The 13,283-nt window shown below is 42.2% G+C and carries 11 protein-coding genes; 8 read left to right on the top strand and 3 right to left on the bottom strand.

What is annotated here, in order from left to right; translation table 11 throughout:
- Nucleotides 1-30: 30 nt before the first annotated feature.
- From EV194_RS15405 to EV194_RS15395, 3 genes are all read right to left on the bottom strand, one after another.
- Complete coding sequence (locus EV194_RS15405) at nucleotides 31-1,530, bottom strand: dihydrolipoyl dehydrogenase family protein (RefSeq protein WP_132435187.1); 1,500 nt, start codon at nucleotides 1,528-1,530, stop codon at nucleotides 31-33.
- A gap of 160 nt (nucleotides 1,531-1,690) precedes the next feature.
- Entirely contained in the window at nucleotides 1,691-2,641 is a 951-nt protein-coding gene (locus tag EV194_RS15400) for a GNAT family N-acetyltransferase (RefSeq protein WP_132435185.1), read from the bottom strand.
- A gap of 31 nt (nucleotides 2,642-2,672) precedes the next feature.
- Entirely contained in the window at nucleotides 2,673-3,521 is an 849-nt protein-coding gene (locus EV194_RS15395) for a 1-acyl-sn-glycerol-3-phosphate acyltransferase (RefSeq protein ID WP_132435183.1), read from the bottom strand.
- Nucleotides 3,522-3,684: 163 nt separating this feature from the next.
- Between EV194_RS15395 and EV194_RS15390 the strand changes: the two genes are divergently transcribed.
- The 8 genes from EV194_RS15390 to EV194_RS15355 all read left to right on the top strand — a co-directional run bounded on the left by EV194_RS15390 (nucleotide 3,685) and on the right by EV194_RS15355 (nucleotide 13,267).
- Nucleotides 3,685-4,254, top strand: coding sequence for a division/cell wall cluster transcriptional repressor MraZ (locus EV194_RS15390; RefSeq protein WP_243699431.1), 570 nt, complete (start codon nucleotides 3,685-3,687; stop codon nucleotides 4,252-4,254).
- The gene (gene rsmH / locus EV194_RS15385; RefSeq protein WP_243699430.1) at nucleotides 4,247-5,173 is read left to right on the top strand and encodes a 16S rRNA (cytosine(1402)-N(4))-methyltransferase RsmH; all 927 of its coding nucleotides are present in this window, start codon (nucleotides 4,247-4,249) and stop codon (nucleotides 5,171-5,173) included. Before EV194_RS15390 ends, rsmH begins: the two co-directional genes overlap by 8 nt.
- Before the next feature lie 21 nt (nucleotides 5,174-5,194).
- Nucleotides 5,195-5,578 (top strand): FtsL-like putative cell division protein, encoded by a 384-nt coding sequence (locus EV194_RS15380; RefSeq protein WP_132435181.1) that lies wholly within the window; start codon nucleotides 5,195-5,197, stop codon nucleotides 5,576-5,578.
- A gap of 15 nt (nucleotides 5,579-5,593) precedes the next feature.
- Nucleotides 5,594-7,705 carry a penicillin-binding protein gene (locus tag EV194_RS15375; RefSeq protein WP_132435179.1) on the top strand — a complete coding sequence of 704 codons (2,112 nt, stop codon included), beginning with the start codon at nucleotides 5,594-5,596 and terminating at the stop codon, nucleotides 7,703-7,705.
- Between the two features lie 274 nt (nucleotides 7,706-7,979).
- Nucleotides 7,980-9,437 (top strand): UDP-N-acetylmuramoyl-L-alanyl-D-glutamate--2,6-diaminopimelate ligase, encoded by a 1,458-nt coding sequence (locus EV194_RS15370; protein WP_132435177.1) that lies wholly within the window; start codon nucleotides 7,980-7,982, stop codon nucleotides 9,435-9,437.
- Nucleotides 9,438-9,507: 70 nt separating this feature from the next.
- Nucleotides 9,508-10,740 (top strand): phospho-N-acetylmuramoyl-pentapeptide-transferase, encoded by a 1,233-nt coding sequence (gene mraY / locus EV194_RS15365; protein ID WP_132435175.1) that lies wholly within the window; start codon nucleotides 9,508-9,510, stop codon nucleotides 10,738-10,740.
- A 1-nt stretch (nucleotide 10,741) separates the two neighbouring features.
- Nucleotides 10,742-12,076 carry a UDP-N-acetylmuramoyl-L-alanine--D-glutamate ligase gene (murD, locus tag EV194_RS15360; RefSeq protein WP_132435173.1) on the top strand — a complete coding sequence of 445 codons (1,335 nt, stop codon included), beginning with the start codon at nucleotides 10,742-10,744 and terminating at the stop codon, nucleotides 12,074-12,076.
- A 3-nt stretch (nucleotides 12,077-12,079) separates the two neighbouring features.
- Nucleotides 12,080-13,267, top strand: coding sequence for an FtsW/RodA/SpoVE family cell cycle protein (locus tag EV194_RS15355; protein WP_132435171.1), 1,188 nt, complete (start codon nucleotides 12,080-12,082; stop codon nucleotides 13,265-13,267).
- Nucleotides 13,268-13,283: the final 16 nt, after the last annotated feature.

Below are 13,283 nucleotides of genomic sequence, written 5' to 3'. Positions count from 1 at the left end.
TTAATGGGTATTATCAAAATGCAGGTGGGCTCAGCTTTGATCCATTTGATCACTGGGTTTCCATTCCCTGATATAAATCTCATCAGGAAATGCCATGGGTTTATATATTGATCGTTTCCCAATTGTCCTGAGGCACTCTTGTATCCCTTCGGCTACGCTGGGGTGAGGGTAAAATATTTTCAGGACTTCGCCAAGACTGTCACCCTGATTTATGAGGTGCGCCACAGAAACAATGTATGATGAAGCTTGCGGGCCAGAGGCACGCATACCTAAAATTCGTTGTTCGTGGTCATCGCTTACAAGTATTTTAATAAAACCAGTGGTGCTTCGCATGGCAATGGCACGGTTTATTAGTTTGTTTGAGTAATAAGCCGCTTTATAAGCAATTCCAGCTTTTTGAAGCATCTTTTCATTGGCTCCTACGGCGGCCACTTCAGGCTTAAAAAACATCAGTGTACTCATGTGTGAGTAATCCAGTGGATAACCAACTTTCCCGGCCATTTTTTCAACCGCTTTGCGTCCCTGTAGTTCGGCCACACTATATAATTGAGAATGCCCTGTAACATCGCCGGCGGCATAAATATTGGAAGGCTGTCCGTTTATAATGACCTGACAATTGTCGTTTATTTCCAATATGCCTTTATCAGTAGGTGTTAATCCTGCGTTTTCAGGCTTTAAATATTTCAGGTTCGAAACCCTGCCTATTGATATGAGAGCCACATCAACTTCCAAAACTTTGCTGTGCCCGTTGTCGTAGTCGAGAATGACCTCCAGGTGTCCGGGGTGCTTGACGATGGTTCTCAACTGAGCCGTATGATGGATGGTTACGCCGTTGCCGGTCAAATTTTCTGCCACATAGTCACTTACGTCATCATCCTCATATGGAAGTACCCGATTGGCTCTGTCCACCAAATGCACTTCTGTCTGCTTGAAATTTGAAAAGATGGTGGCAAACTCACAACCGATGATTCCTGAGCCAATAATAAGTATTCTTTCAGGGAAGTGCTTTAAAGATAGAATGCCTTCTGAATTGATGATTCGTTCGCCATCTACTTCAAGGTCGGGATATTTTCTGGGTTGAGACCCCGTCGCGATCAGTATGTTTTCTCCTTTTATATTCTCTTCGCCACTTTCTGTTTTAACAGAAAGTGTATGCTGGTCAATAAAAGAGGCCATCCCATGAATCAGTGTTATAGAGCCTTGCATTTGCTTGTTCCTTGCAAATGTTTCGATCTGGCTCCTCATTTGATATTGTTTCTCCTTAGCGGCTTGAATCACCGTGTTTCTTACCTGTTTGTAATCAACCGTTAAGCCACTGGCTCTGTAGCCTCTGTCTACGCGTGCCGCAACAGAGTAATCAAGCGAAAGCTCATACATGGTTTTGGAGGTGAGTGCACCGTTCATTATACCAGCGCCCCCAAGATGCCCTCCTTCAATCAGACAAACTTTCATTCCAAAATCAACACCTCTTACTGCAGCTGAAAAACCTGCAGGCCCACTTCCAATAATGACGAGATCGTATTGTTTCATCTGTCTAAAACTTGTTTTTCAATGGTCACCGAATACTCGGGACTCGTTTCATGAATCGCTTAATTTTATTGGTAATTTAAATAAAAAAAAGAGAAAGGCCATACGGAAGTTAAACTTTTCCACATGACCTTTGGTTCATTTATTTTTTAGATAATTCTCGTTATTCGTGGGTGTCATTTGGATTATAGGATTCAACATGCCTGTTTACTTTGGCTTGATAAAGTTCCTTTATGGTAATGATGATTCCTGTCTCTTCCACGTATCCAAAACTTTCGTTTACAGCTGTACCGAAAGTCCTCATAGATGGTGAAAGGTTCATGTAGGCATTGATCAGAGGAGGAATGTTTTCTCCCAATTCGCGTACCTTTTTACTTAACACTTTATAATCATCGGCATAAGAGTCGCAGGTGAAAATCTCTTTTACCATATCATCGGTAATTGAGGTTTTTACAGGTACTTTCGGATAAACCAAATTGTTTTTATCTCTGAAATAAACGCCCATAAATGCGCGGATTAGATCTTTGGCTTCCTGGTTATAATGGGTGTACATGGTTACTTTTCCAAAAAAGTATTGCATGTGTGGATTGTTCACGATTAACGTTCCTAAACCGTCCCATAAATTATCCAGAGCAAAAAGGCTTTTTGCTCCCATTTTGCTGGATTGGTATTGCGGTTGAACAAATGATCGACCCAATTCAATGGTGTGTGGCAGATAATCCTTGATAAACTCATCAGAAAAATTGAACATTTTGGATGTAGCAATTTCAACTTCTCCTTTATCATTGGATTTTACCTGGTCGCCCATGATGTAGCGATAGCCTCCGAGAATCTCTTTTTCGTCGGGATCCCAAACTATTAATTGTCTGTAAGGAACTTCCGATGTATCATAATCATCCAGGTCAATTTCTTTACCTGTTCCGCCTCCTGCTGTTCTAAATGCCAATTCTCGGAGTCTTCCAATCTCTTTCAAAAGGTTTGGTGCCTGCTCTGCCGAGAAGTCATAAATTCTGTTATCCCCCTTGTTGGTCTTCCTGACAAATATATCTTTGGTCATCTCTTCTTCCAACAAGTGCCGTGGCACTGGAGGTATTACTGGTTTGATGGAATCCATTTATTTGATTGTATTTTAATTTGATGCAAAATTAGTTGATTTTTGGTAACTCATAGACCATTTCCTTTATTTTTTCAGCACTTTGTGTGGGATTCGCCTCATTTTTAATGCTTTCCCATTTTATAGGTGTGCCAAATCTGATGGTCAGATTTTCTCCTCGTTGCTTATAGAATTCATCGGCAAGATAGAGCATCTCAATATTGGCTTTTATGCCCAATCTTTTTCGAATATTAGCAAGTTTATAGAAGAAGTTTGTATTCCTGCCTGTTATGTGTACCGGAACTATATCTCGTTGATGCTGAATGGCCTTCCTGACGAAATTCTTTTTCCACTCCAGATCTCTTATAACCCCTTTTTGCTTGCGACTTACAAGTCCGGCAGGGAACATCAAGATCTGGGCTTCTGAAGAATATGCCTCTTCCAGTGCAATGGCTGCCTCTCTGGAATGCGCTCCGTGTTTATTTAATGGCAGGAAAATATTATCCAGCCCCTTAATATTCATCAGGATGTCGTTAACAGGAAACTTTAGATTGGGGAATTTTTCTCCAACTGCAGTCATGAAAGCAATTCCATCCATCCCACCAAGGGGGTGGTTGGAGGCAAAGAGATATCTTCCACCAGATGGAATTTGATCTAATCCTTGTGTGTTATATGCCACCCCGAAACCATCCAATATGGCTTTGGAAAATTCAAGCCCTTTTTTATTCCGGTTTGAGTGGATGAATTGATTGATTTCATCCTGATGAGTGATCCGCTTTAGATATCGGACGATGAAACCGGGAATAATCTTCAATAATGCAGGGTTTTTACTTGCAAATACCCTCTCAATGTCAATAAGCAGTTCTTTTTCTGAATCAGGATCCTGATTGTTTCTTTCCACAACTCGATTTTTTAGGTTGATCACTTATTGTTTTGCAAACGAACATTTTCAAAATACCCCCAAGTATACGAAAAAAAAGCGAAATGGTTTGGTTTCCGACACTCAGTTGGTTTGTTTTAGTTAGTATAGACTATATAAATACTGCGGAGCATCTGGGTTTTGAATGCTTTTTGATAAAAAAATAGAAATAAAGTGGGTTAAAGTGGTTGATTGTGGTGTAAAAAAGTTTTACCTTTACCATCTAAAGGATAAAAGTGTAATGGTCACATTTATAGGTGATTTTGAATGCAGAGCCGATGCAAAAGGGCGTATCGTGCTGCCTGCCGCTTTTAAAAAAGCGATGGGGCAGGGCGAAATGCGCTTTGTTGTGCGAAAAGATCTGTTTGAAAATTGCCTTGTGTTGTACCCTTATGATTATTGGGAGGAGGAGTTGGATCGTTTGCGTGAAAAACTGAATCCATACAACAGAAATCATAAACAGTTTTTACGTGATTTCTTTCGTGGATCAGCCGAGGTTGCACTGGATGGAAATGGACGGTTTTTGATTCCACGCCGTTTAATGGATCAGGCAGGCGCTGATCGTGATGTGGTGTTGGTTGGAGTGGATAGGCACATTGAACTTTGGGCATCGGATCTATATCACTCAATTGCCGAAGATCCGGAAAAATTGGGACAACTAGCGGAATCCATTTTAGGGAATTTAGACAATAGTACACAAAAAGATAATGAGTAGCGGGATGAATGCCACCTATCACATACCGGTTTTGTTGCAAAGCAGCATTGATGGTCTCAACATAAGACCCGACGGGACTTATGTTGATCTTACTTTTGGAGGAGGTGGGCATAGTCGTGCAATTCTCGAAAAGCTTGACAACGGCAGATTGATAGTGTTCGATCAGGACGAAGATGCCTGGGAAAATAGGATTGATGACAGTCGGGTTGAATTTGTCAGGCATAATTTCCGCTATATTTATCAGTTTCTGAAATACCTTGAGGCAATACCAGTGGATGGGATTCTTGCTGATTTAGGAGTTTCCTCGCATCATTTTGATGCAGCCGACAGGGGTTTCTCTTTTCGGTTTGATGCCGAACTGGATATGCGTATGAACAAGAATCAGGCATATACAGCTGCAGACATTCTTAATACATACAGCGAGAAGCAGTTGATAACTGTTTTTAAACTCTATGGAGAGATCTCATCTTCCCGTCGTCTGGTTTCAGAAATAATGAATTACCGGAATGTAAAGCCATTAAAAACCACTTGGGAATTGAAGGAATTGGCTTCAAAACTAGCACCCCGAAAGGATGCAGCCAGATTTTACGGCCAGGTATTTCAGGCTCTACGTATTGAGGTAAATGGAGAAATGGATGCACTGAAGGAGATGCTGGAAAGCTCATATAGTGTTTTGAAGCCTGGTGGCCGATTGGTTGTTATATCATATCATTCACTGGAAGACCGGATGGTTAAGAATTTTATGCGAACAGGAGATGTTGAAAAATCTCAACCTGAAACAGACCTCTTTGGACACGCCAACACGCCTTTTAAGGTGGTAACCCGAAAGGTAATTGTCCCCGAAGAGGAGGAAGTGAATCTCAATCCCAGAGCCAGAAGTGCCAAGCTGCGAATAGCAGAAAGAGTAGAAAATGCATGATAATATAATTAATCAGGAGTTATGGCAGAAGAGAAGCGTTCGATGAATGAATTTGATTCTGGTCGTGAAGCGATGCAGGATATAAAGGGGTACACCTTAAAGGACTTCCTAAATGGACAGGTTTTTAATAGTGCATCGGTTGCAAAACAAGGCCCCTTTCTGTTTTTTCTGGTTTTTTTGGCATTTATTTATATCAATAACCATTATAGTGTAGAAAAATTGCTGAAGGAGCAGGTGGCACTTACAAGAGAGGTTCAGCACTTAAAATATGAGGCAATCACAACATCTTCCGAACTCATGCAAATGAGTCGGCAGTCGGAGGTGGTTAGAAGGGTACAGCAAGCAGGGTTGGGGCTGGAAGTACTTAAAACACCCCCGAGGGTATTAAAAGTTGATAAAAAATAAGGAGGAGGGAGACACATGGCCATAAAAAGAAGCATCATCTTCAGGGTGGGGATTATATATCTCTTCTTCTTGGGACTCTCTTTTTGGCTTATTTTTGAACTGATTTCGTTAAAACTTTTTGAGGCCGATCAATGGAAAGCCATTTCTCACAGCGGGAATGACAGAAACATTGTAGATGCAAACCGTGGTGAAATTCTGGATGTAAACGGACGGAAACTGGCTTGTTCTGTTCCCAGCTACCGGTTGTATATGGATTTGCTGGCAGAAGGTTTGACCGACGAACTGTTTAATGCACACATTGATTCACTGGCCTGGCATCTTTCTAATTTTTTCAGAGATAAAAGTGCCGCAGCTTACAAAAGAGATTTGACGCTGGCACGTCAAAACGGGCGTCGCTATCATATGGTTCATCCCCGCAGGATTTCTTACACTGATTTGCAAAAGGTTAATAATTTTCCATTATTCCGGCTTGGACGCAACAGGGGAGGATTTATTCCCGAGCAATTTGACCGTCGTGAACTACCTTTTGGTTCACTGGCTGCAAGAACCATTGGAAAACTTTATGGCGAAAGTTCCAAAGGCGGTATGGTGGGATTGGAGCATGCCTATAATGATGTTTTAAGTGGAACACCTGGAAGCAGTGCAATGAAACGTGTTTCGGGAAGGTGGGTGCCGGAAGTGGTTGTTCCACCTGTTGATGGATTGGATATTGTTACCACCATTGATATTGCTATTCAGGATGTGGCCGAACATGCATTGAGAAACCAACTTGTGAGACACAATGCCAGCCATGGTGTTGCTATTTTAATGGAGGTTCAGACTGGAGCTATTAAAGCCATCGCCAATTTGCACAGGATCAGGCAAGGAGTTTATATTGAGGACTATTTTAATTATGCCATTGGTGCATCAACGGAACCGGGCTCAACATTTAAGTTGCCGGTTATAATGGCTGCACTTGAGGATCGTGCAATTCGTATTACTGACAGTATTGATACCGGGAATGGCGCGTTTCGATATTTTGATCAAGTGATGCGTGACAGTAATCCAAGTGGTTTTGGAAAGTTGAGTGTAAGCGAAATTTTTGAAAAATCTTCAAATATTGGGATATCCAGAATCATTTTTGATAGCTATAAAGATAATCCAAGGCGATTTGTAGATCGATTGTATAATATGGACCTCAACCAACCTTTGGGTGTTGAAATACACGGAGAGGGGCGACCTTTAATCAAATATCCCGGAGATAACTCATGGTCAGGTACCACGTTACCTTGGATGTCTATTGGCTACGAGGTAAAGTTAACGCCGCTGCAAACGCTTACTTTCTATAATGCGGTAGCCAACAAGGGACGAATGGTTAAGCCTAAGTTTGTAAAAGGATACAGCAGGCACGGCCGTATGGTTAAAAGATTTTCATCCGAAGTAATAAACCCTTCTATTGCTTCACGAGAGACCATCGAGACAGCTCACCAGCTTTTATTGGGTGTAGTTGAGAGAGGTACGGCCACCAACATCAGAAACCGTCAGTACACAATTGCAGGGAAAACGGGTACAGCACAGGTGGCACGTGGAGCAGAAGGTTACAGGGGAGGGGGAAATGTTGAATACCAGGCATCCTTTGTGGGATATTTTCCTGCTGATAATCCTCGATATTCTTGCATAGTGGTAGTAAGCGCCCCCTCAAACAATGTATATTACGGAAATGTGGTGGCAGGAACTGTTTTTAGAGAGATTTCCGACAGAGTTTATGCGACAACCATTCACGAGGCTTCTACGCCGGTAATTGTAGCACAGAACCCGAACGCTGTCTTACCTTTTTCAAAAGGGGGAACCCGTGATGAGTTAAATAAGATTTATAGCAGATTGGGATTGCCGGTGTATGATAAAAGTACCGAAACTGAATGGATATCCACAATGGCAACCGATTCGGCAATTGTAATGCGACCCAGAACCATCCCGCCGGGATTGGTTCCGTCTGTAATTGGTATGGGAGCAAAAGATGCCATCGCGGTGTTGGAAAATGCAGGACTTAATGTACACATACAGGGAGTTGGGCGTGTTGTGAGTCAGTCACTGGCAGCGGGAACTTCCTTCAGGCGTGGAAATACCATTTACATTCGACTGAATTAAAGAGTCAATAGAACGTTAGACTTTTAGATATAAGTAAGTTTCTTATTATCAGTAGATTGTATAATACTACGATGGATTCATAAACGCCTGATAATTAGGCAAATAAAAAAGATTAACGATCTATTAAAGAGTAAAAGTTATATAATATAGTCTATAGAGTTTTAATGGCTTTTTGTCATTTTGGTAGAGGTGGTTTTAACAGTTTAGTAATCAATTAATCAGTGTTTAAGTAAGGTCTAAAAATCTTGTTCCTAATATTCTAAGAATCTGTTGTATGAAGCAATTCATTGATTATATCGCATTTCTTGAAGAGAAGAAAGTTGTTGGGAATGGCAATCCTAAACTGGATGCCATCGTGTTTGATTCAAGAAAGGTAAATGCCACATCGCTGTTTGTTGCCATGAAGGGCACTGTAACCGATGGCCATAAATTTATTCCTGCGGTTTTTGAGTCGGGATGTCGTGCGGTGGTATGTCAGGAATTGCCTGAAGCAATTCCTGATGATGCGATGGTTGTTCAGGTTCGGGATTCTCACGAAGCCTTGGCAAAATTGGCTGCCTTTCATTTCGATTTTCCTTCTGATAAAATGAAGGTAGTGGGAGTGACCGGAACCAATGGAAAAACAACCGTAGCAACGCTTCTTTACAGATTGGCGCTTGAACTTGGATATAAAGTTGGTTTGTGTTCTACGGTTGCTAATTTTATCAACGATGTTAAACTGGATGCATCTCACACCACTCCTGATGCTGTGACTCTTCAGGGACTGATGCGCCAAATGGTGGATGAGGGTTGCGAATATTGTTTTATGGAGGTGAGTTCTCATGCCCTGGATCAAAAAAGGGTGGCTGGTATCAACTACAGAGGAGGTATATACACCAACCTTACACACGACCATCTCGATTATCATAAAACGTTTGATGCATATCTGAAGGCTAAAAAAACATTCTTCGACAATATGGACAAAGAGGCCTTTGCTTTGGTAAATTGTGATGACAAAAACGGAATGGTCATGCTCCAGAATTGTAAAGCAAGCCATAGCACTTTCTCCTTAAGGGAAATGGCCGATTTTCGTGGACGAATCATTGAGAGCCTTTTCGAAGGCATGCAGTTGGAGTTTAACGGAAAGGAGATGTGGACTCCTTTCATCGGACGTTTTAATGCCTCGAATCTTTTGGCTGTTTATGGTGCCGCAAGATTGTTGGGATGGGATGAGCAGGAGGTGTTGAGATCTTTAAGCAGCCTAAAGTCGGTAGATGGACGGTTTGAAACCATCCGATCGAAAACCGGGGTTACCGGTGTGGTTGATTACGCCCACACGCCCGATGCACTGATTAATGTGCTGGAAGCATTAAATCAAATTCGCAAACCCGAAAATGAATTAATAACGGTGGTGGGAGCCGGAGGCGACCGAGACGCCACCAAACGGCCAATTATGGCTGCCGAAGCTGTTAAAAGCAGCTCAAGGGTCATCTTAACTTCTGATAATCCGCGAAGCGAAAACCCGGAAACCATCATTGAGCAAATGATGGAAGGTGTTCTCTTTAGTGATCGCATAAAAGTGATTTGTATTACAAACCGCAAAGAAGCCATTAAAACAGCCTGCACATTGGCTAAGAAAGGCGATGTTATTCTGGTGGCAGGTAAGGGACACGAAACATATCAGGAAGTTAAAGGTGTTCGCTCCCATTTTGACGATAGAGAAATTATTCGTGAATATTTTGAACAACTTTGATGAGTCTGTTTTTAAAAATGTTTGAAACACAAATACATGATTAACCAAGTATCCCCTTAAATAAACAGAAATGCTTTTTTATCTATTTGAATATTTGCAATCCATCGATTTTCCCGGTTCCGGGATGTTTCAATACATCTCTTTCCGATCGGGAATGGCTGTCATTTTTTCCTTACTCATAGGCCTTTTTATTGGTAAATGGGTTATTCGAAAACTACAGAAACAGCAAATCGGTGAGGTGGTTCGCGATCTTGGACTGGAAGGACAGTACCAAAAGGTTGGAACGCCTACCATGGGGGGCATTATAATTATTATCTCCATCCTCATTCCGGTGCTTTTATTTGCGCGGCTCGACAATGTTTATGTGCTGCTGATGGTAGTTACAACAGTTTGGCTGGGGATCATCGGATTTCTTGACGATTACATCAAGGTTTTTAAGAAGAACAAAGAAGGCTTGGCCGGAAGATTTAAAATCATCGGACAGGTTGGTTTGGGGCTAATTGTGGGACTTACGCTCTATTTTAACCAGGATGTGGTGGCACGAATTAAAACGCCTGTGCCCGATATGTACGTTGAATCTGTGGAAGGCGAAAAAGTTCAGAAAATAAAGGTTGAAACCATTAAAGCCCCCGTAACAAATGTCCCATTCTTCAAAAACAACCGGATAAACTATACTTCTTTGGTTGAGTTTTTAGGCGATAAAGCCAAAGCATGGGGGTGGGTGGTATTTGTTCTGGTGGTAACATTTATAATAACCGCCGTTTCCAACGGCGCAAACATGACCGACGGGTTGGATGGCTTGGCAACGGGCGTCTCCTCCATAATAGGCGTCACACTCGGTATTTTTGCCTACGTCTCAGGCCATGTCATTTATGCCGATTATTTAAACATCATGTTTATTCCGCACTCGCAGGAGTTGGTGGTGTTTATGAGTGCATTTATAGGTGCTTGTATCGGTTTTTTGTGGTATAACTCATTTCCGGCGCAGGTTTTTATGGGGGATACAGGCAGCTTGACCATTGGAGGCATCATTGCTGTTTTTGCAATATTGGTCAGGATAGAGTTGTTGATACCAATTCTTTGCGGAGTTTTTCTGGTTGAGAATTTATCTGTGATGATTCAGATTGGGTATTTTAAATATACCAAACGAAAATATGGAGAGGGTCGTCGTGTGTTTAAAATGGCGCCTTTGCACCATCATTATCAAATGAAAGGATATACTGAATCCAAAATCGTTACGCGATTTTGGATTGTGAGCATCATTTTAGCAGTACTGACCATTGTTACATTAAAGATCAGGTAAAATGCAAAAGGAAATTGTTATTCTGGGTGCAGGTGAAAGCGGAACAGGTGCCGCTCTTTTAGCTAAAAGCAAAGGATTCAAGGTGTTTGTTTCCGATATGGGACAAATAGCTCCCGGCTTTCGCCGTGAACTGGAGGAAAACAATATCCTTTTCGAAGAAGGCCAGCACTCATTTGAGAAGTTTGCCGGAGTAAATGAAGTGATTAAAAGTCCGGGTATTCCTGATTCAGCTCCGATTGTGGTTAAGTTGAAATCCAATGGGGTTTCTATTATTTCTGATATTGAATTTGCCGGAAGATACAGCAAGGCTCATATCATTGGAATAACCGGAAGTAACGGAAAAACCACAACTACGTTGTGGTTGCATCACATCATGAAAATGGCCGGACTTGATGCTGTTTTGTCGGGTAATGTGGGAGTGAGTCCGTGCAGAACGCTGGTTAGTCGCGACCCTGACTATTTTGTAATGGAATTGAGCAGTTTTCAACTGGATGGGATTTTTTCCTTTCGGGTAAATACAGCGGTGATTACCAACATCACGCCCGACCATCTGGATCGATACGAATACAGGATGGATAATTATGTGGCATCCAAATTCCGAATCATCCAAAACCAACTCAGCGACGACTGCTTTATCTGGTGTCTGGATGATGATGTGATAAACCGAAATCTGAGAAATGGAATCACACCTGCTCATTTAATGCCTTTTTCACTTGATAAAGAGTGCGCCGCAAGGATTGAGAATATGGAGTTGAGAGCAGAAATTAACGAGCGAAAACTCATCTTGCCAATTAATGAAATTTCTCTCGCGGGGAAACATAATTTGTACAATGCCATGGCTGCATCGTTGGCTGCTATGCACGCCGGGGTTGAGATTGAAGCCATTAAAGAAGGTTTGAGAACGTTTGGTGGGGTTGAGCACCGCCTGGAAAAGGTTGGCGAGAAAAATGGGGTGCTGTTTATTAATGATTCAAAAGCAACCAATGTAAACTCCACATGGTATGCTCTGGACAGTATGAAAAAACCAGTTGTTTGGATAGCAGGTGGAACAGATAAGGGAAATGATTATTCGGAGTTGAACGGATTGGTTAAAGAGAAAGTAAAAGCCCTTGTTTGTATGGGGTTGGATAATGCTCCGCTTGTTAATGCTTTTGGCACCATGGTGCCAAAATTGGTGGAGACAAAAAGTATGGAAGAGGCCGTTAAAATTGCCAAGGAATTAGCAGAAGAAGGTGATGTGGTGCTTTTATCTCCGGCTTGTGCCAGTTTCGACCTGTTTAAAAACTATGAGCACCGAGGCAAATTATTTAAGGAAATGGTTGAAAAAACTCGATAGAGCATGGGAAATCTGGTGAAAAAATATCTAAAAGGAGACTCTATTATCTGGGTTATCATTGTGATTTTGTCCATCGTCTCCCTGTTGTCGGTGTATAGTGCGACCGGATTCTTGGCATACAAATATCAGGGAGGCAACACATCGCATTATATGTTTCGCCAGCTTTTTTCGTTGGGAGTTGGATTTGGGGTCATCGTTCTGGTGCATAACATTTCCTATAAGTGGTTTGCCCGTTTTAGTCTGGTTGGTTTGTATTTCTCCATTGCATTGTTGGTCATTACATTAATTGCCGGGGTAAATCTCAATATGGCCAGTCGCTGGTTAACCATTCCGGTTATTGGAATTACCTTTCAGCCATCCGAGATGGCAAAATTGGCGCTGATTGTTTTTGTGGCCAGAGTTTTGGCTCAGCATCAGAAAGAGGATGAACCAACCCGAGAGGCCTTTAAGCCCATCATGTTTTATGTGATGATAGTGGCAGGTCTTATTTTTAGTGAAAACCTTTCCACATCACTTCTAGTGCTTTCGGTGGCAATGGCGATGATGTTTGTTGGCCGTGTACCACTGAAATATCTGTTGGGAACCGGACTTGCAGGCGTTTTACTTATTGTTGTTGTGTTGTTATTGGCTCCAAAGGTCACATTTTTACCGCGAGCCCAAACCTGGTCTTCAAGGGTTGAGCAGTTTTTTAGTCCTGATAAGGCCGACCGTTCATCCATGTATCAGCTGGAGCAGAGTAAGATTGCTGTAGCTTCCGGCGGATTCTTCGGAAAAGGCCCGGGCAACAGCGTGCAGCGCAATTTTATTCCACACCCATATAGCGATTTTATTTTTGCCATCATTGCCGAAGAGTATGGTTTTCTTGGCCCCTTTGTGGTTTTGCTGTGTTATCTCTTCCTGTTGGCGCGGATTGGGGTGATTGTGCATGCCAGTACCAGGACTTTCCCAGCATTTTTATCGCTTGGTTTGGGGTTGATGCTTGTTTCTCAGGCATTTGTCAATATGGGAGTCGCCGTCGGTATTTTTCCGGTTACGGGTCAACCGCTGCCGCTTGTGAGTCTTGGAACCACCTCTGTTCTGTTTACCTGTGTGGCATTCGGGATGATTCTGAGCGTCAGCAGGCATAACATGGAAGAGAAGGAGAAGGCCAAAAAACAATCTGCCGTTTCAGTCAATGGTGAAATGGCATAAACATTAAAGCAAATCT

The sequence above is a fragment of the Natronoflexus pectinivorans genome, assembly GCF_004345615.1.
Taxonomy (GTDB): domain Bacteria; phylum Bacteroidota; class Bacteroidia; order Bacteroidales; family Marinilabiliaceae; genus Natronoflexus; species Natronoflexus pectinivorans.
Note: the sequence above shows the minus strand (reverse complement) of the source record. Positions and strands in the feature narration are given on the sequence as shown.

Coding starts and splice junctions, on each gene's coding strand:
- mraY (WP_132435175.1), top strand. CDS start 9,508: ATGCTTTTTTATCTATTTGAATATTTGCAATCCATCGATTTTCCCGGT.
- EV194_RS15370 (WP_132435177.1), top strand. CDS start 7,980: ATGAAGCAATTCATTGATTATATCGCATTTCTTGAAGAGAAGAAAGTT.
- EV194_RS15380 (WP_132435181.1), top strand. CDS start 5,195: ATGGCAGAAGAGAAGCGTTCGATGAATGAATTTGATTCTGGTCGTGAA.
- EV194_RS15390 (WP_243699431.1), top strand. CDS start 3,685: ATGCTTTTTGATAAAAAAATAGAAATAAAGTGGGTTAAAGTGGTTGAT.
- EV194_RS15400 (WP_132435185.1), bottom strand. CDS start 2,641: ATGGATTCCATCAAACCAGTAATACCTCCAGTGCCACGGCACTTGTTG.
- murD (WP_132435173.1), top strand. CDS start 10,742: ATGCAAAAGGAAATTGTTATTCTGGGTGCAGGTGAAAGCGGAACAGGT.
- EV194_RS15375 (WP_132435179.1), top strand. CDS start 5,594: ATGGCCATAAAAAGAAGCATCATCTTCAGGGTGGGGATTATATATCTC.
- EV194_RS15355 (WP_132435171.1), top strand. CDS start 12,080: ATGGGAAATCTGGTGAAAAAATATCTAAAAGGAGACTCTATTATCTGG.
- rsmH (WP_243699430.1), top strand. CDS start 4,247: ATGAGTAGCGGGATGAATGCCACCTATCACATACCGGTTTTGTTGCAA.
- EV194_RS15405 (WP_132435187.1), bottom strand. CDS start 1,530: ATGAAACAATACGATCTCGTCATTATTGGAAGTGGGCCTGCAGGTTTT.